Origin of the sequence: Mesorhizobium sp. M0923, from assembly GCF_040319365.1 — a bacterium.
Lineage (GTDB): Bacteria > Pseudomonadota > Alphaproteobacteria > Rhizobiales > Rhizobiaceae > Mesorhizobium.
The window spans coordinates 104,262-126,896 of record NZ_JAMYNW010000008.1 but is presented as its reverse complement, the minus strand read 5'-3'; the positions used below and the strand labels follow the sequence as shown (position 1 = coordinate 126,896).

The 22,635-nt window shown below is 62.8% G+C and carries 26 protein-coding genes; 14 read left to right on the top strand and 12 right to left on the bottom strand.

The window, feature by feature from the left end:
* Nucleotides 1-18 precede the first annotated feature (18 nt).
* On the bottom strand, nt 19-813 hold the full coding sequence (gene purC / locus NKH89_RS15935) for a phosphoribosylaminoimidazolesuccinocarboxamide synthase (RefSeq protein ID WP_023674725.1): 795 nt from the start codon (nt 811-813) through the stop codon (nt 19-21).
* A 270-nt stretch (nt 814-1,083) separates the two neighbouring features.
* Between purC and NKH89_RS15930 the strand changes: the two genes are divergently transcribed.
* Nucleotides 1,084-1,404 (top strand): DUF1476 domain-containing protein, encoded by a 321-nt coding sequence (locus NKH89_RS15930; protein ID WP_023674726.1) that lies wholly within the window; start codon nt 1,084-1,086, stop codon nt 1,402-1,404.
* A gap of 120 nt (nt 1,405-1,524) precedes the next feature.
* Nucleotides 1,525-2,298: an HpcH/HpaI aldolase family protein gene (locus NKH89_RS15925; RefSeq protein WP_023717391.1), complete on the top strand. Its 774-nt coding sequence runs from the start codon at nt 1,525-1,527 to the stop codon at nt 2,296-2,298.
* On the opposite strand, the gene NKH89_RS15920 is transcribed toward NKH89_RS15925, so the two are convergent.
* Nucleotides 2,295-2,843 carry an RBBP9/YdeN family alpha/beta hydrolase gene (locus NKH89_RS15920; RefSeq protein WP_023717392.1) on the bottom strand — a complete coding sequence of 183 codons (549 nt, stop codon included), beginning with the start codon at nt 2,841-2,843 and terminating at the stop codon, nt 2,295-2,297. The two genes, NKH89_RS15925 and NKH89_RS15920, sit on opposite strands and share 4 nt — an antisense overlap.
* A 271-nt stretch (nt 2,844-3,114) precedes the next feature.
* Between NKH89_RS15920 and NKH89_RS15915 the strand changes: the two genes are divergently transcribed.
* Nucleotides 3,115-3,927, top strand: a complete 813-nt coding sequence (locus NKH89_RS15915) for a VOC family protein (RefSeq protein ID WP_023717393.1) — start codon at nt 3,115-3,117, stop codon at nt 3,925-3,927.
* Between the two features lies 1 nt (nt 3,928).
* Here the strand turns inward: NKH89_RS15915 and NKH89_RS15910 are convergent, their stop codons facing one another.
* From NKH89_RS15910 to NKH89_RS15895, 4 genes are read right to left on the bottom strand one after another with little or no spacing between them, the layout of a single operon-like run.
* Nucleotides 3,929-4,501: an RBBP9/YdeN family alpha/beta hydrolase gene (locus tag NKH89_RS15910; protein WP_023717394.1), complete on the bottom strand. Its 573-nt coding sequence runs from the start codon at nt 4,499-4,501 to the stop codon at nt 3,929-3,931.
* Entirely contained in the window at nt 4,501-5,808 is a 1,308-nt protein-coding gene (gene purB / locus NKH89_RS15905; RefSeq protein ID WP_023717395.1) for an adenylosuccinate lyase, read from the bottom strand. The genes NKH89_RS15910 and purB overlap by 1 nt, the downstream gene beginning before the upstream one ends.
* Nucleotides 5,809-5,867: 59 nt before the next feature.
* Complete coding sequence (locus NKH89_RS15900) at nt 5,868-6,368, bottom strand: hypothetical protein (protein WP_031193518.1); 501 nt, start codon at nt 6,366-6,368, stop codon at nt 5,868-5,870.
* Between the two features lie 11 nt (nt 6,369-6,379).
* On the bottom strand, nt 6,380-7,105 hold the full coding sequence (locus tag NKH89_RS15895; RefSeq protein WP_352909303.1) for a DUF2259 domain-containing protein: 726 nt from the start codon (nt 7,103-7,105) through the stop codon (nt 6,380-6,382).
* A 248-nt stretch (nt 7,106-7,353) separates the two neighbouring features.
* Here NKH89_RS15895 and NKH89_RS15890 point away from each other — a divergent pair, with 248 nt between their 5' ends.
* Complete coding sequence (locus NKH89_RS15890; protein ID WP_254817658.1) at nt 7,354-7,608, top strand: DUF2171 domain-containing protein; 255 nt, start codon at nt 7,354-7,356, stop codon at nt 7,606-7,608.
* A gap of 29 nt (nt 7,609-7,637) precedes the next feature.
* Here NKH89_RS15890 and NKH89_RS15885 read toward each other — a convergent pair whose 3' ends face one another.
* Nucleotides 7,638-8,657, bottom strand: coding sequence for a P1 family peptidase (locus NKH89_RS15885; RefSeq protein WP_352909301.1), 1,020 nt, complete (start codon nt 8,655-8,657; stop codon nt 7,638-7,640).
* Nucleotides 8,657-9,730 carry a branched-chain amino acid ABC transporter substrate-binding protein gene (locus tag NKH89_RS15880; RefSeq protein ID WP_352909299.1) on the bottom strand — a complete coding sequence of 358 codons (1,074 nt, stop codon included), beginning with the start codon at nt 9,728-9,730 and terminating at the stop codon, nt 8,657-8,659. The genes NKH89_RS15885 and NKH89_RS15880 overlap by 1 nt, the downstream gene beginning before the upstream one ends.
* A 180-nt stretch (nt 9,731-9,910) precedes the next feature.
* Here NKH89_RS15880 and NKH89_RS15875 point away from each other — a divergent pair, with 180 nt between their 5' ends.
* The 7 genes from NKH89_RS15875 to NKH89_RS15845 are packed head-to-tail and all read left to right on the top strand — an operon-like array spanning nt 9,911 to nt 16,247.
* Complete coding sequence (locus tag NKH89_RS15875; protein ID WP_023717402.1) at nt 9,911-10,405, top strand: flavin reductase; 495 nt, start codon at nt 9,911-9,913, stop codon at nt 10,403-10,405.
* A gap of 31 nt (nt 10,406-10,436) precedes the next feature.
* Entirely contained in the window at nt 10,437-11,366 is a 930-nt protein-coding gene (locus NKH89_RS15870) for an AAA family ATPase (RefSeq protein WP_352909297.1), read from the top strand.
* A 4-nt stretch (nt 11,367-11,370) separates the two neighbouring features.
* Entirely contained in the window at nt 11,371-12,615 is a 1,245-nt protein-coding gene (locus tag NKH89_RS15865) for a vWA domain-containing protein (RefSeq protein ID WP_352909296.1), read from the top strand.
* A gap of 25 nt (nt 12,616-12,640) precedes the next feature.
* Nucleotides 12,641-12,979 (top strand): XdhC family protein, encoded by a 339-nt coding sequence (locus tag NKH89_RS15860; RefSeq protein WP_023717405.1) that lies wholly within the window; start codon nt 12,641-12,643, stop codon nt 12,977-12,979.
* Nucleotides 12,980-12,985: 6 nt separating this feature from the next.
* Nucleotides 12,986-13,690, top strand: coding sequence for an XdhC family protein (locus NKH89_RS15855; RefSeq protein WP_352909295.1), 705 nt, complete (start codon nt 12,986-12,988; stop codon nt 13,688-13,690).
* A complete protein-coding gene (locus tag NKH89_RS15850; RefSeq protein ID WP_352495811.1) occupies nt 13,687-15,297 on the top strand; it encodes an NTP transferase domain-containing protein in 1,611 nt (536 codons plus the stop codon). The genes NKH89_RS15855 and NKH89_RS15850 overlap by 4 nt, the downstream gene beginning before the upstream one ends.
* Nucleotides 15,298-15,329: 32 nt before the next feature.
* Complete coding sequence (locus NKH89_RS15845; RefSeq protein ID WP_352855843.1) at nt 15,330-16,247, top strand: alpha/beta hydrolase; 918 nt, start codon at nt 15,330-15,332, stop codon at nt 16,245-16,247.
* Here NKH89_RS15845 and NKH89_RS15840 read toward each other — a convergent pair.
* Entirely contained in the window at nt 16,244-17,275 is a 1,032-nt protein-coding gene (locus NKH89_RS15840; RefSeq protein ID WP_352860914.1) for a DUF1176 domain-containing protein, read from the bottom strand. The two genes, NKH89_RS15845 and NKH89_RS15840, sit on opposite strands and share 4 nt — an antisense overlap.
* A 123-nt stretch (nt 17,276-17,398) precedes the next feature.
* On the opposite strand from NKH89_RS15840, the gene NKH89_RS15835 reads away from it, so the two are divergent.
* Nucleotides 17,399-17,905, top strand: coding sequence for a DUF1993 domain-containing protein (locus tag NKH89_RS15835; RefSeq protein WP_023717410.1), 507 nt, complete (start codon nt 17,399-17,401; stop codon nt 17,903-17,905).
* A 52-nt stretch (nt 17,906-17,957) separates the two neighbouring features.
* Here the strand turns inward: NKH89_RS15835 and NKH89_RS15830 are convergent, their stop codons facing one another.
* Nucleotides 17,958-18,122 carry a hypothetical protein gene (locus tag NKH89_RS15830; RefSeq protein ID WP_023674744.1) on the bottom strand — a complete coding sequence of 55 codons (165 nt, stop codon included), beginning with the start codon at nt 18,120-18,122 and terminating at the stop codon, nt 17,958-17,960.
* A 384-nt stretch (nt 18,123-18,506) separates the two neighbouring features.
* Between NKH89_RS15830 and NKH89_RS15825 the strand changes: the two genes are divergently transcribed.
* Nucleotides 18,507-19,574, top strand: a complete 1,068-nt coding sequence (locus NKH89_RS15825) for an aldo/keto reductase (protein WP_352909293.1) — start codon at nt 18,507-18,509, stop codon at nt 19,572-19,574.
* Between the two features lie 48 nt (nt 19,575-19,622).
* Nucleotides 19,623-20,888: a cysteine desulfurase-like protein gene (locus tag NKH89_RS15820; RefSeq protein ID WP_352909292.1), complete on the top strand. Its 1,266-nt coding sequence runs from the start codon at nt 19,623-19,625 to the stop codon at nt 20,886-20,888.
* An 18-nt stretch (nt 20,889-20,906) separates the two neighbouring features.
* Here NKH89_RS15820 and NKH89_RS15815 read toward each other — a convergent pair whose 3' ends face one another.
* Both NKH89_RS15815 and NKH89_RS15810 read right to left on the bottom strand, forming a co-directional pair.
* Nucleotides 20,907-21,938 carry a histone deacetylase family protein gene (locus NKH89_RS15815; protein ID WP_352909290.1) on the bottom strand — a complete coding sequence of 344 codons (1,032 nt, stop codon included), beginning with the start codon at nt 21,936-21,938 and terminating at the stop codon, nt 20,907-20,909.
* Nucleotides 21,935-22,489: a GNAT family N-acetyltransferase gene (locus NKH89_RS15810; RefSeq protein ID WP_502896896.1), complete on the bottom strand. Its 555-nt coding sequence runs from the start codon at nt 22,487-22,489 to the stop codon at nt 21,935-21,937. The genes NKH89_RS15815 and NKH89_RS15810 overlap by 4 nt, the downstream gene beginning before the upstream one ends.
* Nucleotides 22,490-22,635: the final 146 nt, after the last annotated feature.

Genomic DNA, 22,635 nt, shown 5'->3' with positions numbered 1-22,635 from the left:
TGTTGAGCGGGCAAGCCGTCAGTGCGGCTTGCCTTTGACACCGTCGGTCGATGCGACGAGCACCGGTCCGGCAGGGCGCGGCGGTTCGTTCTCGTTCATGATGCCGAGGCGGCGGGCAACTTCCTGATAGGCTTCGACGAGCCCGCCCATGTCGCGGCGGAAGCGGTCCTTGTCGAGTTTGTCCTGGGTCGCCACGTCCCACAGCCGGCAGGAATCCGGCGAGATCTCGTCGGCGACGACGATGCGCATCATATCGCCTTCGAACAGGCGGCCGCATTCGATTTTGAAATCGACGAGCTGGATCCCGACGCCCATGAACAGGCCGGAAAGGAAGTCGTTGACGCGAATGGCCAGCGCCATGACATCGTCGATCTCCTGCGGGCTCGCCCAGCCGAAGGCGGTGATGTGCTCTTCCGATACCATCGGATCGTCGAGCGCATCGGCCTTGTAATAGAATTCGATGATCGAGCGCGGCAGCACGGTGCCTTCCTCGATGCCCAAGCGCTTGGCCAGCGAGCCGGCGGCGACGTTGCGCACCACCACTTCGAGCGGGATGATCTCGACTTCCTTGATCAGCTGCTCGCGCATGTTGAGCCGGCGGATGAAGTGGGTCGGAATGCCCATCCGGTTGAGATGATTGAAGATGTGCTCGGAAATGCGGTTGTTGAGCACGCCTTTGCCATCGACGATTTCATGCTTCTTCTTGTTGAAAGCGGTGGCGTCGTCCTTGAAGAACTGGATCAGCGTGCCAGGCTCCGGTCCCTCATAAAGGATCTTGGCCTTGCCTTCATAAATGCGGCGGCGATTTTTCATCTGATTTTTCTCTGGATTTGCGGGCAGGCGGCAAGCGACCAGTTCCTGTCCGTCTGCCTAAAATAAGATGGCGACGGTGGGGTTCAATGCCGGTGTCTATCCCAATCGCACTGTTTGCTCAATCGGCAAATCCTTTCAACCAACCGCTTTCGGGGACCGAAATGCCGCAGCGCAGCAAGCAATGTAGCATATTGACCGGCCGGCGCCCTTTTGGTTTGTGCTCCGGCAACACATATTGGCACAACGAATCGGATTTCACGGAGGGATGCCATGAGCAGCATGAAAGACCGCGAAGAGGGCTTCGAGCGCAAATTCGCATTCGACGAGGAACTTCGGTTCAAGGCTGCGGCACGCCGCAATAGAGCGCTCGGCCTGTGGGCTGCCGAAAAGCTCGGCAAATCCGGCGCCGATGCCGACGCTTATGCCAGGGAAGTGGTCGTCAGCGACATCGAGGAAGCCGGCGATCACGACGTCTTCCGCAAGATACGCAAGGATTTCGATGCGGCCGGCATCGATCAGTCGGACCATCAGATCCGCCGCACCATGGATGAATTGATGGCGCAGGCGATTGAGCAGATCAAGAACACCTGATCCTTCCACCGACATCGATCGAATGCTGGACCAATCGACCGCCCGGCCTAACCGGGCGGTTTTTCTTTGCCTTTGCGGTCATTTCCGGCTGAATTGCTGCAAGCAAAGAGGAAATCACCAATGTCCCTGAAGTCACGCCTGGCGGCCGACGAGACGCTGTTCACCGCATGGTCCGGCGTGCCGGATGCCCTGACTGTCGAGATATTGGCCAGACAAGGGTTCGACGCGGTTACGCTCGACATGCAGCATGGTGGCCATCACGAGGACAGCGTGCTGCGCGGGCTTGTGCCGGTGCTGGCGGCCAACAAGCCGGCGCTGGTGCGCATCCCGGTCGGCCGCTTCGACATGGCCAGCCGCGCGCTCGACTTCGGCGCCGAGGCTGTGATCGCCCCGATGGTGAATTCGGTGGCGGACGCAAAGCTGTTTGCCGCCGCCATGAAATACCCGCCACTCGGCGAGCGCTCCTGGGGGCCGACCTATGCCTTTCCGCGCCATGGCAAGGGCGATTATGCCGACTGGCTGCGCGACAGTAACCAGCGCACCATGGCGTTCGCCATGGTCGAAACGCGCGCCGCGCTTGATGCACTCGACGGCATTCTCGACACGCCGGGTATCGACGGGATCTTCCTCGGCCCGTCGGATTTCTCGATCGCCTGGTCGAAGGGAACCACCGTCAGTTCGACGCTGGAGAGCATGATGGAGACCGTCGCCTCGATCGCCGAGCGCACCCGCAAAGCCGGCAAGCATGCGGCGATCTATGTGATGGAACCGGCCATCGCCGGTCGCGTGGTGTCGATGGGTTACCGGCTGCTGGCGATGGGTTCCGAGCATTCGCTGATTTCGCTTGGGGCAAAGACCCTGCTGAGCAGCGTCAGGGGTTCAATCGCTTCCTAGAGATCCGTCAGGAATTTCGCGAACGTCATCGACCCTTCGGGCCAGGGGCCAAAGCCGGAATCCGCGTTGAGATGGCCGGCATCGCCGGCGTCGATGAACAGCGAGCCCCAAGCCGCGGCAATGTCCTCGGCGACGCCGAAGGCGCAGAACGGGTCGTTGCGGCTGGCGATCACCACCGACGGAAACGGCAGCGGGTCACGCGGATAGGGACCGAAGGTCATCAGGTGCCTCGGCTTTATCTTTGGATTGGCGACATCGGGCGGCGCCACGAAAAAAGCGCCGGCGACCGGCCGCTCGAACCGAGACAAGGCCTGGATGACCGCGGCGACGCCAAGCGAATGGGCGACGATGACGACCGGCCGCTCGGCCTCGTTAACCGCCTTGGCGACACCGGCCGTCCAATCCTCGCGCACCGGCTTCGACCATTCCGCCTGTTCGACGCGGCGCGCTGTCGATAGTTTCGACTGCCAGCGGCTCTGCCAATGATCGGGGCCGGAATTGGTGTAGCCCGGCACGATGAGAATATCTGCTTCCCTGACTTTCATGGCGCGCATGTAGCGAGAGGCGCTGTCGGGTGCAACCGGGTATAAACTCAACAGCGACACGCAAACGGCCTCTCACGAGCCCGGTTCTGCTCGCTATTGTGAACACCATGTTCGCTTCTTGCGCTCTTGTGTGAACGATCGCGATCGACGATCTGTCGCCAGGAAAGAATGGCTGTTCCGAGATTTTGGCACGGACACGGCGTAGAATGATTGATGGCGCCGGGTTCCTCTGTTGGAAGCTTGTCGAGCGCCGCCTGAACGGAGCACTTTGATGAGCGAACTGCCTTTTGCCGCGACGACCCCGGTCAGCGTTGCCCGCGTCGGCTTGCGGGCGCGCCATGCAGAAAATCTCGCTGCCTACTATCGCAAAGTCGTCGGTTTGCAGGAACTGAGCCGCTCCGGCGGCACGATCACGCTCGGCGCAGTCAATCGTCCTTTGCTCGACATCGAAGCGGATCCGGCTGCGAAACCGGATGACCCGCGCAGCGCCGGTCTTTTCCACACCGCCTTCCTACTACCCAGTCGGGCCGATCTCGGCCGCTGGATCAATCACGCCATCGCCGGCAAGATTGGCATCGAGGGCGCGTCCGATCATCTGGTCAGCGAGGCGCTTTATCTGACCGACCCGGAAGGCAACGGCATCGAGATCTATGCCGACCGCCGTCCGCAGGACTGGAAATGGAACGGCGACAAGATCGCGATGGCGACGGAGCGGCTGAACATCCCTTCGGTGGTTGCCGAAGTGCCGGCCGGCGACACCGGCTGGCAGGGCGCGCCGGAAAACAGCATTATCGGCCACGTCCATTTGCGGGTCGGCAGGCCGGAAGAAGCCGAAGCATGGTGGCACCAGGAGTTCGGTTTCGACACGGTGGCAAAATATGGTGGCGCGGCGGTGTTCCTGTCGTCCGGCGGCTATCATCACCACATTGGCGCAAATGCGTGGCAGAGCCCGGGTGCCGGTCGCCGAGATCCCTCCCGCTCCGGCCTGGCCTGGGTCGAGATGCGTTCGGACAATGCCGCGAGCGACACTACCCGCGAGGATCCGTGGGGCACAGTGATAAGGACGGTTCCCGGTAAGGCGTAGGCTAGAGGTTAGCCTTCTCGAGTAAGCGTCCTAGCATCAGCAGGCCCGCTGGCCATACGCCCAGGCGGGCCTCGTTTCCCATATGGCCGAGATCGCCGGCATCGGCGATATCCGCGCCCCAGGCTGCGGCAAAAGCGGTCGCCTTGTCGAAGGTGACGCGCGGGTCGCTGCGGCTCGCCACCACCAATGCCGGGAAGGGCAGGCGCTTCAGCGGCATCGGCGCGAACGGGCGCACCGCGTCGAATGAGGGATCGGTATCCTCGACATTGGTCGCGGCGACCAGGAACGCCGCCGCGACCTTGTCGAGCTGGCTTTGACTGGCCCCGGAAGCCCACTTCACCGCCGTCGCCACTGCCAGCGAATGTGCAAGCAGCACGATGCGGCGCGGTGCGGCGGCCACCGCAGCATCCACCTGGCCGATCCAGTCTTCAGGCTTCGGCCGGTCCCACTCTGCCTGCAGCACGCGGCTCGAATTGGGGAGCACCCTGCACCAATGCGACATCCAATGATCCGGTCCGGAATTGCCGCGGCCGGGCAGGGCAAGAAAATCGAAATCTCCGGCCGCCGAAATCATCAGGCTTCTCCGAACACTCGGCTGAAGATCGTGTCGACATGCTTGGTATGATAGCCCAAGTCGAATTTCTCGCGGATCTCGGCCTCAGGCAGGGCTGCAACAACGTCCTTGTCGGCCAAAAGTTCCTCAAGGAAATCAGCGCCTTGCTCCCACACCTTCATGGCATTGCGCTGCACCAGCCGGTAGGCTTCCTCACGCGAAATGCCGGCTTGCGTCAGCGCCAGCAGCACGCGCTGCGAATGCACGAGGCCGCGGAACTTGTTCATGTTCTTCAGCATGTTGTCGGGGTAGACCAGCAGTTTGTCGATGACGCTGGTCAGCCGTGACAGCGCGAAATCGAGCGTCACCGTCGCGTCGGGCCCGATCATGCGCTCGACCGACGAGTGCGAGATGTCGCGCTCGTGCCACAGCGCCACATTCTCCATTGCCGGCAGCGCGAAGGAGCGCACCATGCGAGCAAGGCCGGTGAGGTTCTCGGTCAGCACCGGGTTGCGCTTGTGCGGCATCGCCGACGAGCCCTTTTGTCCGGGCGAAAAATACTCCTCCGCCTCCAGTACCTCGGTGCGCTGCAGATGGCGCATCTCGATCGCCAGCCGCTCGATCGACGAGGCGATGACGCCGAGCGTGGCGAAGAACATCGCATGGCGGTCGCGCGGGATCACCTGCGTCGACACCGGCTCGGGCTTCAGCCCAAGTTTCTTGGCCACGTACTCTTCGACATAGGGGTCGATATTGGCGAAGGTGCCGACCGCACCCGAGATGGCGCAGGTGGCGATGTCCTCGCGTGCGTGCACCAGCCTCTCGCGGCAGCGCGAGAATTCGGCATAGGCCTGCGCCAGCTTGACGCCGAAAGTGGTCGGCTCGGCATGGATGCCGTGGCTGCGGCCGATGGTAATCGTATCCTTGTGCTCGAAGGCGCGGCGCTTGAGCGCCGCAAGCAGCCCGTCAATGTCGGCCAGGAGGATGTCGCTGGCCCGGGTGAGCTGCACGGCAAAACAGGTGTCGAGAACGTCGGAGGATGTCATGCCCTGATGGATGAAGCGGGCATCCGGCCCGACGAATTCGGCAAGATGGGTGAGAAAGGCGATGACGTCGTGCTTGGTGACGCGTTCGATCTCGTCGATGGCTTCGACATCGAATTTCGCCGCCCCGCCTTTCTCCCAAATGGTCTTGGCGGCCTCCTTCGGGATGACGCCGAGCTCGGCCAATGCGTCGCAGGCGTAGGCCTCGATCTCGAACCAGATGCGGAACCGGGTTTCGGGCGACCAGATGGCCACCATTTCCGGCCGGGAGTAGCGAGGGATCATCAGTCGGTCCTGACTTGCAAGAGCATTTGCCCGCGTCCTAACAGAGGCAAGCAAAATGCTCAACGTTGCTGGCGCGCAAACCAGACACTGGCGACAGCCAGCGCAATGAAACCGAGCGGAAAATACAGCCGGATGCCGAGGACGACGAACTGGTAGAGCGCCGTCAACATCGTGAACACGAACTGGAAAACCCAGGTGATGGTGAGCGCGGGCGCATGCCATTGGACATAGTAGGAGCGGTATTGCAGCCCAAAGAGGCCGCCGGTGAAGGCGATAGTCACGGTGAGAAGGCAGACGAAGGCGGCAGCGAGGGCGATCTCCCAGTTGCGTCCGAGGGAGACGAGTCGCGCCAGAAACAGCCCAACCGGGAAGGCCAGCGCGCCGCCGGCAGCATAAAGCAGCGAGACGAAGCGGACCTTCGCCGGGGTCTCCCAATCGTACAGCTGCAGATTGAGCAGCGCGCTGGCGCCCATCGCCATGGCCCACAACAAGGCACCGACAAAAGCGGTGCGCAGCGGCGGCAAGGAGCGGCGGAGACGGCGCAGAGCGCGATAGCGCATGGCGGGGAACGTCACAGGCGACCGGTTACCGCGATCCAGCGATAGTCCGGCCCTTCGAAGCCGTATTGGCGCACCGCGATCAGCACGGCATAGGCGCTGAGGCTATCCAGCGAAAATGTCTGGACCGCGCCGATCTGGTACCCATTCGGACAGCCTCTGCTTTGCGGGATCGATTTGTCCTCGTGAATAATCCTCGTCAGGCTGCCGTCTCTCGCTTCGATGCGCAGCAGGCGAAAGCCCTTGATCTCGCCCTGGCTCTGGCAGCGTTCGGTGTCGTTCATGCCGATCTGGTCGAGCCGGAACTCGAGCGGTTCGTCGACCGGCGAAAAGATCGGGCGCGGATTGACCACCATGCGGAAGGGGTCGGCAGAAAGCTCGGTCACCGGGTTGAAGCCGGCGGTGATGCCGCGATTTGCCGTGACTTCCGCCTGACTGACGATCGCTTCGCCCTTTTGCCGGGCCTGCAGCCGCGCTGCGTCCACGGTGGCATTCTCGTGGTCGAGCCGGATACGGATCGGCGAGCCCTTGAGAAAATTGTCGTCGGCCGTGTTGATGTAATAGCGGTTGGCATACGGGAATCCCGATCCGTCCTGGACGCCATATTCTTCGAAGGCGAAGATGCCGCCGTCACTGCTGAAGCCGAGGATCTCAAGCTCGGCGACATCGCCTGCGTAGGCGGCGACCAAAGTTGCAAGCTGGGCGAACAGGCAGACGGCAAACAGGGCAAGATTTCGCATGGGGCTTTCCGTTCAGGCAGTCGACGTCGTTAAATTCCCTATCACGATGCTGTCAAAAGATCGTGCTAACTGAAACACGAAGTCGATGCATCCAATCCGGCTGTCGTTTGTTATTGTCGGCAGCTTCATCGCATCGTGCCTTCCGAAAATCAGAATCGATTTTCGGAAGGGCACGATGCATTGATTCAAAATGTTTAGAGCATCCTTTGCGCGTCCAAAGGACGCGCGGCGCCCTAAGGGAGACCCCCATGACCGATGCAGCCAAGATCCGCGAACGTATGGAAGTGATCGGCGCCGACGGCGTCCATGTCGGCACCGTCGACAAGGTCGACGGGGATCGCATCAAGCTGACCAAGCGCGACAGCGGCGAGGGCGCTCACAGGGGCCATCACCACTTCATTCCTCTCAGCCTCGTCGCCGAGGTCGAGGGCCAGAAGGTGCGCCTGTCGGCAAACTCGGATGTTGCGGTCACGTTCGAGGAAGAAAAATCCGACCCCACCTGATCGGTCGCCCGACCACAGCGTTGGCGCGTTCAGCGCGACGACCAGACCGGGAAGAGATCGCCCTCGGCCGGCGTCGCGGCAAAGACGCCGCGGCTGATGGCGCGCGCCATCGTCGCGCCGGCAGCTGCGTAGAGATCGATTGCATCGTTGGGCCCGAGCTCGATGCCGCTCTTGCCCGTTGCCAGCGCGAAGACCAGATCGCCGTCGGCGGGCGTGTGCGTCGGCCAAATGGCACGGACAAAGCCGTCATGCGCTGATATCGCCAGGCGTTTGGCGGCGGCCTTGGTGAGGACCGCATCAGTGGCGATCACGGCGATGGTCGTGTTGGCGCCGGTTTCCGCCTGCTCTGCGGCATGCTTGTCACGGAACTTCAGCAGGATCTTTCTGGCACCGTGAGGCATCGGGTGGGGATAGCCTAAGCCGCCGAACTCGTCGCCGATCTCGAACGGTGCCGCCCAGAAATGGCGGGTCCCGGCGACCGTCACCGAGCCGGTCGGGTTGACGGCGGCGAGCGCGCCGATGGTGACGCCGCTGTCCAGCATTGTCGAGGCCGAGCCGAGCCCGCCCTTCAGACCGGAGCTCAGCGCGCCGGCACCCGCGCCGGCGGTGCCGAGCGCAAAGTCTATCGCGGCGGCTTGCGCGGCTTCGTAGCCGAGGTCGCGGTAAGGCGGATACCGGCCCCAATCCTTGTCGCCGCCATTGCGCAGGTCGAACAGGATCGCCGCCGGCACGATCGGCACGCGAAAGCCGCCGACCTCGACGCCGATGCCTCTTTCGCGCAATGCCGCCTGTACCCCCGACGCGGCGTCGAGGCCAAAGGCCGAACCGCCCGAAAGCACCACGGCGTGGATGGCATGGATTGAATTGTGCGGCTCGAGCAGGTCGGTTTCGCGGGTGCCCGGCGCACCGCCCAGGATTTGCACGCCGGCCACGGCCGGTTCGTCGCAGATGACAGTGGTCACACCGGATTTCAGCTTGGCATTCGCCGCATTGCCAACCCGCAAGCCGGCAACGTCGGTGATGAGATTGCGCGGACCGGTATGGAACATTATTGGCTCTCCGCCCGCACGAAACGGCCGCCGTCGAAACGGTAGGCGCGATAAGGATTTTGCGTCAGGTCGCCTTTCTCGTCAAAGCGGATCGGCCCGATCGCCGTAGTGAAGTCATGTCCAGTAAGCAGGTCAGCCAGGCTTTTGCCGGAGGTTTCGGAAGCCGCAAAGGCCTCGCGGGCGATCTCGACCGCGGCATAGGCGGGAACCGTATAACCATCCGGCACGATGTTTTGTGCGACAAAGCTTTGCAGCACCTTGGGGTCGGCGACGTCAACCCATTCGGGCGGCGCGATCATTAGCGTGCCGACGGCGTAAGGCACGTCGCCGAGCGGCGCGCGCAGCGCTTCACCGCCGGCAAACACCATGCCGGTATCGAGCTGGCCGGCGTCGCGGCCCATAATGGCGACATCATCGCCGTCACCACCGGCAAAGACATGCGTTGCGCCGGCTTTCTTCAGTCGGCCGATCAGGCCGATCTGGTTGTCGAGCTGCGGCCGGAACGTGTCGACGAACACTGGCTTCAATGCCGCCTGCTCGGCGGCAGACCGAAACGTCTCGGCCATTTCGCGGCCATAGATCGTGCCATCGTCGACGATAGCGAACAGCTCGTTCTGCCATAGGCGGGTGAGGGTGGCGGCGACGGCATTGCGCTCGTCGTCGCCGCGCGGCCCGAGACGATAGATCGGCCATCCCGTCTTGGCGCGCCGGTCGGTCAGGCTTTCCGTGCGCACGCCGACGGTGATCACCGGGATGTCGGCATCCTTGAGGATCGGCAGAGCCGCCTCGATTGCGTCGGTGCACAGAAAACCGATGACGACCTTGACCTTGGCCGCGGCGAATTCCCGCGCGGCGGCAACGCCGCCAGCGGCCGTGCAGGCGTCATCGATCGTCCTGATCTCGGTATCACTCGCTTCAGCCGCCATTGTCGCGCCTGCCTCGATCTGCTTGCCGAGGATCGCCGACGGCCCCGACAAAGGCGCCGCGACACCGATCAGCAGCGTCTCGGCACTCGCACTACCGGCGAGCGAGAGCCAGGCCAGCACCGCTATCGTGGTTGTCCAAGGTCGCATGCGAGCGAAGAATTCCTCCGCGCCGGTCGCGTGTTTTGCCGGCGCCAATGCCGTCAAGACCTAAAGGCTGGCCAGCTTTGGCGCAACACGCGAATTCGGGATATAGCTCAAGCACTTCGCTTGTGGCATGCAATATGCGGTCATATATAACGGCTGGTTCTGACTAACGGAAAATCATCGGTGCTGAAGAAGAATGAAATCGGGCCGCAGGCCTACCGCGACGCTATGGCCCATTTTGCCGGCCATGTGCATGTGGTCACCACTGACGGCCCGGCGGGCAAGCGTGGCGCGACGGTGATCGCGGCCTGCTCGGTGTCGGACACGCCGCCGACCATCCTGGTCTGCCTCAATCGTGAAAATCCCAAGAACGAGCCGTTTGTGAAAAACGGCAAATTTGCCCTGAACACGCTGGCTTCGGATCAGGAGCCGCTATCGATCGGCTTTTCCGGCATCACCGGCCTGCCGGTCGAGGAGCGTTTCGCATTGGCCGAATGGGACGTCATCTCGACCGGTGCGCCGACGTTGAAGGGCGCGCTTGCCGTCTTCGACTGCGAGCTGATCGACACCAAGGATTTGGCCACTCATCGTGTGCTTTTTGGCAAGGTGACAGGCCTGCGCACCGGCGATAATTTGCGGCCGCTGATCTATCACGACCGCAGCTACCACGCTCTGTAGAGGCTTTGATGGCCGCGTCCATGGAGATCAAATGACCGAGCTGAAATCGCGCCCCGTGCCGCGGACCATCGACGAGACGCTCGATCTGTTGACCGGTGCGGATTATGTGGCGGACCGGTCGCTGGCGACTGTGCTGTTTTTGTCGCTGCGCATGAAGCGTCCGCTGTTCCTTGAGGGTGAGGCGGGCGTCGGCAAGACCGAGATCGCCAAGGTGCTGGCCGAGGCCCTTGGCCGTAGGCTGATCCGCCTGCAATGCTATGAAGGGCTCGATGTCTCGTCTGCCGTCTACGAGTGGAACTACGCCGCGCAGATGATCGAAATCCGCATGGAGGAGGCGGCCGGCAAGGTCGACCGCTCCGACATGGAACGCAACGTCTTTTCCGAAAAGTATCTGATCCGCCGCCCGGTGCTCGATGCGCTGACTGGCAAGCCGGGCGCCGCACCGGTGTTCCTGATCGACGAACTCGACCGCACCGACGAGGCCTTCGAGGCATTCCTGCTCGAAATCCTTTCCGATTTCCAGGTGACGGTGCCCGAACTCGGCACCATCAAGGCGGAGGAGCCGCCGATCGTCATCATCACCACCAACCGCACGCGCGAAATCCACGACGCGCTGAAGCGGCGCTGCCTTTATCACTGGGTCGATTATCCCAATGCCGAGCGCGAGCTTGAGATCGTCCGCCGAAAGGTGCCGCAGGCCAACAGCCGGCTTTCGGCCGAGGTCGTTTCATTCATCCAGAAGCTGCGTCAGATCGAGCTGTTCAAGGTGCCCGGCGTCGCCGAGACCATTGACTGGGCCGGCGCGCTGACCGAACTCGACAAGGTGGCGTTGGACCCTGAGACGGTTTCCGACACGATTGGCGTGCTGCTGAAATACCAGGACGATATTGCCCGCATCGGTGAGGGCGAAGGCCGGCGCATCCTCAACGAGGTCAAGGCCGAGCTGTCGGCGGCGGAGTAGGGCGATGCCGCGTGCGGAACCCAAAGAGGCAACGGCGGACGGGCGGATCGCCGACAACGTCGTCTATTTCTCCCGCACCTTGCGCAAGGCCGGTATGCGTGTCGGACCGGCCTCGGTCAAAGACGCCATCGAGGCAGTGCTCGCTGCCGGCATCGGCTCGCGTGACGATTTCTACTGGACGCTGCACGCCGTGCTGGTCTCGAGGCACGAAGATCACGCCACCTTCGACGAGACCTTCCGGCTGTTCTGGAAGTCGCACGAGCTGATCGAAAAGATGCTGGCGATCTTTTCGCCGATCGCTCCCGACAACAAAGGGAAGCAAAAACCCCGCGCGGCCGAGAACCGCGTCAGCCAGGCGATGTTCGAGGGTCACCAGAAGAACCAGCCGGCGCAGGAAGTTCCCGAGATCGAGGTCGACGCGCGCTTCACCTTCTCCGGCAACGAGGTGCTGAGAGGCAAGGATTTTGCCCAGATGAACGCCGCCGAGGTGGCCGACGCCAAGATAGCGATCGCCCAGTTGCGGCTGCCCTTCGACATGGTTCGGACGCGGCGTTTCAAAGCCGATGCGCATGGCCGCCGTATCGATCCGCGCGCCATGATGCGCTCGGCTGCGCGCACCGGCGGCGAGTTGATCCTGCCTAAATTCCGCTCGCCCCGCGAAGTCCATCCGCCGCTGGTGGTGCTTGCCGACATTTCCGGTTCTATGAGCCAGTACACGCGGATCTTCCTGCATTTCCTGCATGCGCTGACGGAAAAGCGCCGGCGCGTGCACGCCTTCGTCTTCGGCACCAGGCTTACCAATCTGACCCGTCAGATGCGGCATCGCGATCCCGATGCCGCACTCGCCGACTGTTCTGCCGCGGTAAAGGACTGGTCGGGCGGCACGCGCATCGGCGATACGCTGGCAGAATTCAACCGTTTTTGGTCGCGCCGCGTGCTGGGGCAAGGCGCGGTGGTACTGCTGATCACCGATGGGCTGGAGCGCGACGAGGTCGCCGGCCTGTCGGAGGAAATGGAACGGCTGCATAAATCCTGCCGGCGGCTGATCTGGCTGAACCCGCTGCTGCGCTTCGACGGCTTCGAGGCGCGCGCCCGCGGCGTCAGGGCGATGCTGCCGCATGTCGACGAATTCCGTTCGGTGCACAATCTCGACGCGCTCGCCGATCTCTGTGCGTCGCTGGACAAGAATTCGGTGCGTTCGGTCGACCCGCGCCGGTGGATCCAGGCTGGCGCGAAGCGCGTCGCATAACCACATGTCTCCCAGGGAGAAAATCATGGAACACAGTGTCTATCTCGATGAAGCCCGCGACCCGCTGATCATCGCGGAGGGCTGGATGAAGGACGGCAAGGACGTCGCCATTGCCACCGTGGTCGAAACCTGGGGTTCGGCACCGCGGCCGGTCGGTAGCCATCTGGTCATCGACACCGAAGGCAATTTCCATGGCTCCGTTTCGGGCGGCTGCGTCGAAGGCGCAGTGGTGACCGAAGCAATCGACGTCATCGATAGCGGCAAGGCGAAGATGCTGGAGTTCGGGGTCGCCGATGAGACTGCGTGGCAGGTCGGCCTGTCCTGTGGCGGCCGCATCAAGGTCTATGTCGAAAGATTGGGCTGATTGTCGATGGATCCTTACGCGCTGAAGACACTCAACGCCGAACGTCGTGCCCGCCGCGCGGCGGTTTTGGTAACCGATCTTGGTGACGGCCGGGACCGTATCGTGCGCGAGGGCGACCAGGTTGCCGGCGAACTCGGGGCAGCCATCGCCAAGGCATTCCGCACCGGCAATTCCGGGTCGGTCGAAGCTGAGGGACGGGCCTTCTTCCTCAACGCACATCTGCCGCAGCCACGCCTGGTGGTGATCGGCGCCGTCCACATCAGCCAGGCGCTTGCACCGATGGCCAGGATCGCCGGCTATCCAGTCGAGATCATCGATCCGCGCACGGCGTTTGCCACGTCCGACCGCTTTCCCGACATCGCGCTGCATGCCGAATGGCCGGAGGATGTCCTGAAGCGTCAGCCGCTCGACGGCTATACCGCGCTGGCTGCCCTCACTCATGATCCGAAGATCGACGATTTCGCGCTGAAGGCGGCGCTCGACGCCAACTGCTTCTATGTCGGGGCGCTTGGCAGTCGCAAGACCCATGCGAAACGCGTCGAACGCTTGCTGGCCTTGGGCGCGACCGCCGACCAGATCGCCCGCATTCATGCACCGATCGGCCTCGACATTGGGGCTGCCAGCCCGGCCGAGATCGCCGTCGCGGTGTTGGCGCAAGCGATCCACGCCTTTCGCTCTCGCGGCCTCGAATCCAAAGGCGCGGTCGCGTGAAATTTGGTCCCGTTCCGATCGATGCGGCCGAAGGGGCAGTGCTGGCGCACGCCACCACAGCCGGAGAGCGCCGCTTCCGCAAGGCGCACAGGCTAAGCGCCGAGGATGTGTCCCTGTTGAAGGCCTCCGGGATTTCCGAGGTCGTCGCGGCGGTGTTGGCGCCCGATGATCTCAGCGAGGATGCCGCGGCCGAAAAGCTCGCCGCATATATGATCCATCGCAACATCGAGGCGAAGCGCGCTGCGACCGGCAGGGTCAACCTCCACGCGCAGGCTGCCGGCATATTCACCGTCGACGCGGCGATGATCGACGCCATCAATGCCGTCGATCCGACGATTACCATCGCCACGCTGGCGCAGCATGCGCCGGTCGAAAAAGGTCAGATGGTTGCGACGGTGAAAATCATTCCGTTTGCGGTCGCCTTCGCTTTGGTCGATGCGGTGGCAAGGATCTGCGCCGAGGGCGAGATTTTTGCGGTCAACGCCTATCAGCCGGTGCGCGTCGGCCTCATCCAGACGGTGCTGCCCGGCATCAAGCCGAGCGTGCTCGACAAGACGCTGCGCGTCACCGAAGCGCGCCTGGCGCGTTCGGGCAGCCGGCTGACGACGGAGCGTCGAACCCCGCATGAGGTCAGCCCCGTCGCCGAGGCTGCCGCCTCGCTGATCCGCGACAACGATATGGTGGTGATCTTCGGCGCCTCGGCGATGGCCGATTTCGGCGACGTCGTGCCCGCCGCCATCGAAAGGGCAAGCGGCACCGTCATTCGCGCCGGCATGCCGGTCGATCCTGGCAATCTGCTGGTGCTCGGCAATCTAGGCGGCAAGCGCATCATCGGTGCGCCCGGTTGCGCCCGTAGCCCCAAGGAGAACGGCTTCGACTGGGTGCTCGACCGGCTGATTGCTGGTCTCGACGTGACCGCCAGGGATATTGCCGGCATGGGCGTTGGCGGGCTGCTGATGGAAATTCCGACGCGGCCGCAGCCGCGCGAGCCGCTGCCGGCCAAAGCAGAACCAAGGGTCGAGACGGTGCTTCTGGCGGCCGGCCGCTCCAGCCGCATGAGCGGGCCGAACAAGCTTTTGGCGCTGTTCGACGGCAAGCCCCTGGTCCGCCGCACCGCCGAACGCGCGGTCGGTTCGAAAGCCGCGGCCACCATCGTCGTCACCGGCCACGAGCGCGAGCGCGTGCGCAGCGCACTGTCGGGCATGGATGTGACCTTCGCCGACAATCCGGATTTCGCCGAGGGTCTGTCTTCGTCGCTGAAGGCAGGCATCGCCAAGGTTTCTGGCGACGCCGCCGGCGCCCTGATCGTCCTCGGCGATATGCCGGGCGTCGCCTCGGCCGACCTCGACAGGCTGATCGAGGCGTTCCGCAAGTCCGAAGGGCGATCGGTGGTGCGCGCCTCTCATAATGGCCGGCGCGGCAACCCGGTGCTGCTGCCGCGCTCGCTGTTCGCCGCCATCGCTCACCTCGAAGGCGATACCGGTGCCCGTCATCTGGTCGAGGCCGAAGGGCTCGACGTCATCGATGTCGAGATCGGCGAAGGGGCGGCCGTCGATGTCGACACGCGCGAGGCGCTGGAAAGCGCCGGCGGCGTGCTGCAGGATTGACAAACCGAAGCCGAAAAACGCATGGCTGCGGGATGGCCTTTCGTTCTTGCTTCCGGTTCCGCTTGCCCCCCTCTGGCCTCCCGGCCCTGCTGATCGCGATTCTTTTGTCGCTCTCTTGTGCCGCCTACGCCAACGCTCTCGAACTCAAACCCTTCAAGGATGATCTGTTCGCCTATCCGGCGACGCTCTCATCCGAAAACAACGGCGCCTATACGGTCATCGACTATCGTGAGTTGCGCGACATCAACGCCCGTGACGAAGTGCCTGAGCGTCGTGTGCACGCGCAATACACCGATACCGGCGTGCGCAAGGTGCAGCAGGATCTGTTGCTGAAGACCGACGCTGGAGATGTCCGCCACATTGCCGTCGGCAAAGTCGGGGGCGCCAGCATCATCGTGCTTTACCTGCACGGGCAGGGCGGCAGCCGTAAGCAGGGCACCGACGACATCACCTTCGGCGGCAATTTCAACCGCATCAAGAACCTGATGGCCGGCAATGGCGGCCTCTATCTGTCGCCGGATTTTTCCGACTTCGGCGACACCGGTGCCGCCCAGATCGCTGCGTTGATCGGCCACTATGCCGAGCAGTCGCCGGGCGCAAAAATCTTCGTCGCCTGTGGCTCGATGGGCGGTTCGTTATGCTGGAAGCTGGCCGATCGCAAGGACACCGGCGGGCGCATCGACGGGCTGCTGCTGCTCGGCTCGCTGTGGGATGAGAGTTTCTTCTCAAGCCCCGCATTCAAGCGTCGTGTGCCGGTCTTCTTCGGCCAGGGTAGCAAGGACCCGGTGTTTCCAATCGAGAAACAGGAAGGCTTCTTCCGATCGATCCTAGCCAAATCGAGAACCTATCCGACCCGCTTCGTCCGTTTTGAAACTGGCACGCATGGCACGCCAATCCGCATGACCGACTGGCGGGGTACACTCAACTGGATGTTATCGAAGGCCCCCTAGGGCGCGGTGTTGTAGTCGACGACCGTCTGCGGATTTTCCTCGCCGTCGTAAGACGCGTCGACGTCGTACTGGACCAGGGAAAAATCGCCGTTGCGAAACAGATATGTCCCCGATGAAGAGGCATCGCCGATGCCACGCCATTTGTTGAACGTAGCGATCGTCTTGGTCTCTTCGTCGTAATCGGAATTGGTTGCCCAGCCGGAGGTCTGGAAGCCAACTATGGTCATGCCCAGCAGTTTGCCTTCGCTGTCGTTGTTTTCGTAGCGAATGTCCATTTCGGGTTCGGCGAACTGCAATTGCCTGACGCCGAGCACGTCGTCGCTCATGTAATAAATAGAGCTTTCGTTATAGGCCGCGGCCGAGCAGGAGAAGTGGAAAAGCCGCGTTTCCCTTTCGGGATCACTGGCAGCCGCATCCTTGTCTTTATACTGGATCGAGAAAATGTCCGGCTCGGTGCTTAGAAACTCCTTGTCACATTGGTCGCCATAGGTGGCGCCAAACGCCTTTTTGGCCTGCTCAAGCGCCGCGTCCTTCTTCGGCGGCGGCGGTCCTTCGCCGCAGCTTGCCGGCACGGCATCTTCGAAATCGGCCCTTGACGGTTTCAGCGCACCCTTGTCGATGAAGATCGGGCGAAATGGCGGTTCCTGGATCGAGGCGTTGATCTGTCGCAGCGTATAGCAGCCGGCAAAGACATTTTGGCTGCCGTCCTTGGCCGTCGCCCGAATGGCGACCGGAACGCTGTAATAGATACTGCCGGCAGCACCGTCTTCGGACACACCACCGGTTTTTACGTCGACCGTGTCGGTGCCGTCATAGCCTTTGACGAAGGAGTTGAAATCCTTGGCCGGCTTGGTGTCGCCGAAATAGTCCCAGGCGCGCGCGAATTCGTGCCGGCTGATGGCACTATAAAGCGACCGGATGACCGCTTCGGCATTCGACCTGTCGTCGATATAAGGCGCGTCTGCGGCGAGCGCCGATTGGCCGGCAAGAGAGATAAAAGCGGCCGTTGCGAAAAGGGCGCGTCTCATCGGGAACCTCCACTCGATGAAAAATCCTATCATATCGATTGCGGCGACGTGGTGACGCTTGAACAATCGCGTGCGAAAGCGCTACCTCTCGCCGTCGGCAGTCGGGCCGCGTGGAGATTTCTTGTGACCATATCAATGTATGAAGCATCCGTGCCGGTATTTTCGGCGAGGCTGAAGGCACTGGCCAACGTCCTGAGCATTGCCGAGCAAAATGCGGCTGACCGGAAGATCGATCCGCAGGTGTATCTCACGGCGAGGCTGGCGCCGGACATGTTCGCCCTGACCAGGCAGGTACAGATTGCCACCGATCACGCCAAGGGCGCGCCGTCGCGGCTGGCCGGGCGTGAGGTGCCAAAATACGAGGACAATGAGGCGAGCTTCGCCGATCTGCAGGCCCGCCTTAGCAAGACATTGGCTCATCTCGCGACATTTTCGGCGGCCGAATTCGATGGTTCAGATGACAGGATGGTCGAACTGAGGCTTGCGGGACGCGAGGTTTCGATGCCAGGAATGCAGTATCTGTTGCATGCCGCCATGCCCAATTTCTATTTCCACCTGACCACTGCCTATGACATCCTGCGCCACAACGGCGTGCCATTGGGCAAGTCGATCTTCCTCGGATTGCGTTGAGATTCGCTCAGGAGATATCCCGGCCGCGCGGGGATATCTCGCGGTGCACTGTTTAGCGCAAGGACATTTCCCGGGCGATGCGTGGGAAATCGGCCGGCTTGACGCCGATATCGGCGCGATCGGCATTGCTCATCGAATGGAGTAGCGCCAGTGCCGCGCGATAGCGCAGCTGTTCCCGCGGACGCGGACGGGCGAACATTTCAGTGAAGAATCCCATGATTCAAGCCCTCTATTGAAACCTCCACGGCCTTCAATATAGGCGGATCATGACGATTGTGCAGTGCAGCATTCGCATGGCAGCCATGCTGCCCCGATCTTTTTTGACATAATTCGGCTGGTCCGGCGAAACTTCTGCGGCACTTCGACCGTATGCGTCAGTGCCGGCATTTGGCCGGTTTTTCCTCGCCATTCCTGGCGAACTTCCGGACTGCATGCACATGCAGTCCGGCTTTTTATTGGCCGTGGGGATAAACCCCGTTCGCCGGCATCCTGGGAAAGTCGCCTGGCCTGCCGGCGGCGGGCTTGGAAGCGGCCGGCGCTTTCCTGTATGCTATTGCTTCCTCCTCGCGCAGCCGCGCAAAATTCCCGCCGGAGAACCTCCATGCACAAACGCCGCCTCGGCCAGACCGATCTTTTCGTGTCGCAGATCTGCCTCGGCTCGATGACCTGGGGCCAGCAGAACACCGAGGCGGACGGTCACACTCAGATGGATTTGGCGTTTGCGCGCGGCGTCAATTTCATCGACACCGCCGAACTCTATCCGATCCCGCCCAAGGCCGAGACGCAGGGCCGCACCGAGACAATCATCGGCAACTGGATGAAGGAGAAGCGCAATCGCGGCCAGGTGATCATCGCCTCGAAAGTGGTTGGCCGCACCGCCAACACCTGGTTTCGCGGCGACCGCCCGTCGAAGCTGGTGCGCGCCGACATCTTCGACGCTATTGATAAGTCACTCGCCAGGCTCAACACCGATTACATCGATCTCTACCAGATCCATTGGCCGGAACGTGACGTACCGTGGGGCGCCAATCCGAACCGCATCGGCGCCGTGCCGCGACGCTCCGATGCCGCCGGCGTGCCGGAGGGCGAGACGCCGATCGCCGAGACGCTTGGTGTGTTCGACGAGCTGGTGAAGGCCGGCAAGATCCGCCACTTCGGCCTGTCGAACGAGAATTCCTGGGGCGTCATGCGTTTCATTGCCGAAGCCGACAAGGGCCTCGGCCCGCGCGTCGTCTCGTTGCAGAACGCCTATAATTTCGTCAACCGCACCTTCGAGGTGAACCTTGCCGAAGTCTGCGAGCGCGAGCAGGTGTCGCTGCTTGCCTATTCGCCGCTGGCGCAAGGCTATTTGACCGGCAAATACGATCATGGCGCGCGGCCGCAGGGCTCGCGCTCGCAGTTGTTCAACCGCGGCCAGCGCTACGAGACGCCGAATGCTGCCGAAGTGCAGCTCGAATACAACCGGTTGGCGCGCACCTTCGGCATGGAGCCGGCCCTGTTTGCCAATGCCTATGTCTCGAACCGGCCCTTGGTCACCTCGAACATCATCGGTGCCACCACCATTTCGCAACTCGAAATGGCGCTCTCTTCCGCCAACGTGGTCTGGACCGAGGACATGCAGAAAGCCGTCGATGCGATCCACCAGCGCGTCGGCAATCCGTGCCCGTGAGGCGTCGAGACGTGATCGTCCGATGATCATAAGGGGAGGGGAACAGCCATGGACTTCCGGATCGACGCGGTGCGCGCAAAATTTCCGGCCTTGTCGCTGACCGACAAGGGCCGCAGGCGCATCTATCTCGACAATCCTGCCGGCACGCAGGTGCCGCAGGCGGTGGTGGACGCGGTGTCACGCTGCCTGCTGACCACCAATGCCAATCTCGGCGGCTTCTTCGAGACCACCATCGCGGCCCAAGACATCGTCGACGAGGCCCATCTGGCGATGGCGGATTTCCTTGGCGCGGCAAGTCAGCAGGAAATTATCATCGGCGCCAACATGACGACGCTGACCTACCACATGTCGCGAACGCTTGGCCGTACGATGAAGCCCGGCGACGAGATCATCCTCACCCGCATGGACCATGAGGGCAACGTCTCGCCTTGGCTGCAACTGGCTGAAGACCTTGGCCTTGTCGTGCGCTGGCTGCCTTTCGACCAGCAGAGCTGGCAAATCGAGGAGGCGGCGCTTGCCGCGTTGCTTTCCGAGAGGACGCGGCTCGTTGCGCTCAACTACGCCAGCAATCTCACCGGGTCGATCAACCGGGTGAAAGCGTTGACCCGCACTGCCAGGCAGGCCGGTGCGTTGGTCTACGTCGATGCCGTGCAGTTCGCCCCGCATGGCCTGATCAACGTCCAAAATCTCGGCTGTGATTTCCTGATCTGCTCGGCCTACAAGTTCTTCGGCCCACATATGGGAATTTTGTGGGGCAGGCTGGACGTCGTCGATGCGCTGAAGCCGTACAAATGCCGTTGCTCGTCCAATGCCCTGCCGGAGCGCTTCGAGCTCGGCACGCCGCAAATTGAATTGATGGCCGGCCTGTCGGCGGCGGTCGATTATCTTGCCGAGCTGGGCGCGGCGGCCGGCGATCAAGCATCGCGCCGCCAGAAAATAACCAAGGCCTTCGAATTGTCGATCGCTTACGAGAACCCGCTGGCGCAACGGCTGATCGACGGTCTGTCGGATATTGCCGGCCTGACCATCCACGGCATCACCGATCCGAAGCGGATCAATGAGCGCGTGCCGACGGTGTCCTTCACCGTCCAAGGCATCGTGCCGGAGGCGATCGTGCGGCAGATGAATGCGGAAAACATCTTCCTATGGTCCGGCCACAACTACGCCTGGGAGATTGTGCACCAGCTCGGCATTCCGGCCGACCAGGGCGTCGTGCGCATAGGCATCGCTCATTACAACACTTCAGCCGAGATCGACGAGACGCTGGAGAGTGTGCACCGCGTTGTCGCCATGCTGAGGCAGGAACGATCCTGAGCGCGCCTCGCGGGCCGATCATCGCTTGTGGGCGCCGCCAAAACCGGTGAGGAAGGCGGTGAGATTGTCGCCGAGCTCGTCGCAGAGATAGCCGCCTTCCTGGACGATGACTGTCGATAGGCCGAGACCGGCGATGGCCTCGCCAATGCGCGAGAAACCGGGCGTGCTCACCGACAGCCCACCGAACGGATCGCCCTCGAAGGCGTCGAGGCCGAGCGCCACCACCAGCGCTTCTGGCGCAAAGGCGCGGATACGCTGGAAAGCCACGTCCAGTGCTTCGAGGAATGCGGCGTCGCCGGATTTGCGCGGCAGCGGCAGGTTGAGATTGTAGCCGAGGCCGGCGCCTTCGCCGCGCTCGTCGGCATGGCCCCAGAAAAACGGATAGAAGCGCACCGGGTCGGCATGCAGCGACACGGTGAGCACGTCCGGCCGGGCATAGAAGATGCCCTGCGTGCCATTGCCGTGATGCAGGTCGACGTCGAGGATCGCCACCCGCGCCGCTTGCTTGCGCAGAACCCGTGCGGCGACCGCCGAATTGTTGATGAAGCAGAAGCCGCCGGCGACCTCGGCAAAGGCGTGATGGCCGGGCGGACGGCAGAGCGCATAGGCTGAAGGCACGCCCGACATCACCGCCTCGGCTGCTTCAACCGCGCTCCAGGCGCTCGACAGTGCGCTCTGCCACGTCTCGCCGGAGATCGGGCAGGCGGTGTCGGCCATGTGGTAGCCGGCCTGGCCGACTGCCGAGGCAGGATAGGAGCCGTGCCGCGCGATCGGATGGATGTTGGGAATGACCTCGGCAGAGGCACCCTCGATGCGCTGCCAGCGCGCGAAGATATGCTGGAGGAAATCGAGATATTCGGGCGTATGCACCGCCGCAATCGGGCCGAGCCCGTGATCCCGCGGCCGTTCGATCGTGCAGCCGGCAGCCTTTGCGCCGGCTAGCAATCGCTCGACCCGTTCCGGCTTTTCCGGATTGGGCTGCGGCGCGCCGCTTGAGAGGAACGCCTTCGGGTCGTGGCGCTTCTGTTCTTCGGCATAAAAGGCTTTCATGTTGGCTCCTCCGGTGCATCGGCGAAGGCGAAAAAGGCGTCGCCGACGATCTTCTGCACCTGCTCGTAGCTCGACCAGGCAATGCCCAACCGTTCGTAAAAAGCCTTGGCGGTCTCGTTGTCGGTATCGACGGACAGCCTGAGATAGACGCCGCCTGCCTTCCGGCACTGCGCCGCCACCCGGCGCAGCAGGCGCTCGCCGATCCTGCGGCCGCGAAACCGGTCCTCGACGTAGAGGTCCTGCACATAGACGCCGGGTCGTCCCATCCATGTCGAGAAGATCGGAAAATACAGGCAAAGCCCGGCAAATTCGCCGCCGACTTCGGCGATCAAGGTCGAGAAGGCAGGCTTTTCGCCAAAGCCATAGGTGCGGAGATCCGCAGCTGTCGAGGTGATCTCCTGATGTGCGCCGACATGCGCGCCGAGCCGTAGGAGTGCGGCGTGGATGGTTTCGACGTCCTCCACCCGGCCGGGGCGGATAAGCACGTTTGTGGATGGCGTACTCACGGCAGGCAGGGCGCCCAGGCACCCCCCCTCTGTCCTGCCGGACATCTCCCCCTCAAGGGGGGAGATTGGATGTCGCGCCGGGTTTCGCCATTCACCAACGTTGCAGGGTGGGCAGCGAGATCGAAGCTGCCGATCTCTCCCCTTGAGGGGGAGATGGCCGGCAGGCCAGAGGGGGGTGTGCCGGAGCGCAA

Bases quoted from the DNA above. Each gene is read 5' to 3' on its own strand.
- NKH89_RS15860 (WP_023717405.1), top strand. From the start codon at position 12,641: ATGGAACACAGTGTCTATCTCGATGAAGCCCGCGACCCGCTGATCATC.
- NKH89_RS15925 (WP_023717391.1), top strand. From the start codon at position 1,525: ATGTCCCTGAAGTCACGCCTGGCGGCCGACGAGACGCTGTTCACCGCA.
- NKH89_RS15855 (WP_352909295.1), top strand. From the start codon at position 12,986: ATGGATCCTTACGCGCTGAAGACACTCAACGCCGAACGTCGTGCCCGC.
- purC (WP_023674725.1), bottom strand. From the start codon at position 813: ATGAAAAATCGCCGCCGCATTTATGAAGGCAAGGCCAAGATCCTTTAT.
- NKH89_RS15920 (WP_023717392.1), bottom strand. From the start codon at position 2,843: ATGAAAGTCAGGGAAGCAGATATTCTCATCGTGCCGGGCTACACCAAT.
- NKH89_RS15930 (WP_023674726.1), top strand. From the start codon at position 1,084: ATGAGCAGCATGAAAGACCGCGAAGAGGGCTTCGAGCGCAAATTCGCA.
- NKH89_RS15885 (WP_352909301.1), bottom strand. From the start codon at position 8,657: ATGTTCCATACCGGTCCGCGCAATCTCATCACCGACGTTGCCGGCTTG.
- NKH89_RS15815 (WP_352909290.1), bottom strand. From the start codon at position 21,938: ATGAAAGCCTTTTATGCCGAAGAACAGAAGCGCCACGACCCGAAGGCG.
- NKH89_RS15895 (WP_352909303.1), bottom strand. From the start codon at position 7,105: ATGCGAAATCTTGCCCTGTTTGCCGTCTGCCTGTTCGCCCAGCTTGCA.
- NKH89_RS15870 (WP_352909297.1), top strand. From the start codon at position 10,437: ATGACCGAGCTGAAATCGCGCCCCGTGCCGCGGACCATCGACGAGACG.
- purB (WP_023717395.1), bottom strand. From the start codon at position 5,808: ATGATCCCTCGCTACTCCCGGCCGGAAATGGTGGCCATCTGGTCGCCC.
- NKH89_RS15810 (WP_502896896.1), bottom strand. From the start codon at position 22,489: ATGTCCGGCAGGACAGAGGGGGGGTGCCTGGGCGCCCTGCCTGCCGTG.
- NKH89_RS15845 (WP_352855843.1), top strand. From the start codon at position 15,330: ATGGCCTTTCGTTCTTGCTTCCGGTTCCGCTTGCCCCCCTCTGGCCTC.
- NKH89_RS15840 (WP_352860914.1), bottom strand. From the start codon at position 17,275: ATGAGACGCGCCCTTTTCGCAACGGCCGCTTTTATCTCTCTTGCCGGC.
- NKH89_RS15900 (WP_031193518.1), bottom strand. From the start codon at position 6,368: ATGCGCTATCGCGCTCTGCGCCGTCTCCGCCGCTCCTTGCCGCCGCTG.
- NKH89_RS15880 (WP_352909299.1), bottom strand. From the start codon at position 9,730: ATGCGACCTTGGACAACCACGATAGCGGTGCTGGCCTGGCTCTCGCTC.
- NKH89_RS15825 (WP_352909293.1), top strand. From the start codon at position 18,507: ATGCACAAACGCCGCCTCGGCCAGACCGATCTTTTCGTGTCGCAGATC.
- NKH89_RS15890 (WP_254817658.1), top strand. From the start codon at position 7,354: ATGACCGATGCAGCCAAGATCCGCGAACGTATGGAAGTGATCGGCGCC.
- NKH89_RS15910 (WP_023717394.1), bottom strand. From the start codon at position 4,501: ATGATTTCGGCGGCCGGAGATTTCGATTTTCTTGCCCTGCCCGGCCGC.
- NKH89_RS15915 (WP_023717393.1), top strand. From the start codon at position 3,115: ATGAGCGAACTGCCTTTTGCCGCGACGACCCCGGTCAGCGTTGCCCGC.
- NKH89_RS15820 (WP_352909292.1), top strand. From the start codon at position 19,623: ATGGACTTCCGGATCGACGCGGTGCGCGCAAAATTTCCGGCCTTGTCG.
- NKH89_RS15865 (WP_352909296.1), top strand. From the start codon at position 11,371: ATGCCGCGTGCGGAACCCAAAGAGGCAACGGCGGACGGGCGGATCGCC.
- NKH89_RS15830 (WP_023674744.1), bottom strand. From the start codon at position 18,122: ATGGGATTCTTCACTGAAATGTTCGCCCGTCCGCGTCCGCGGGAACAG.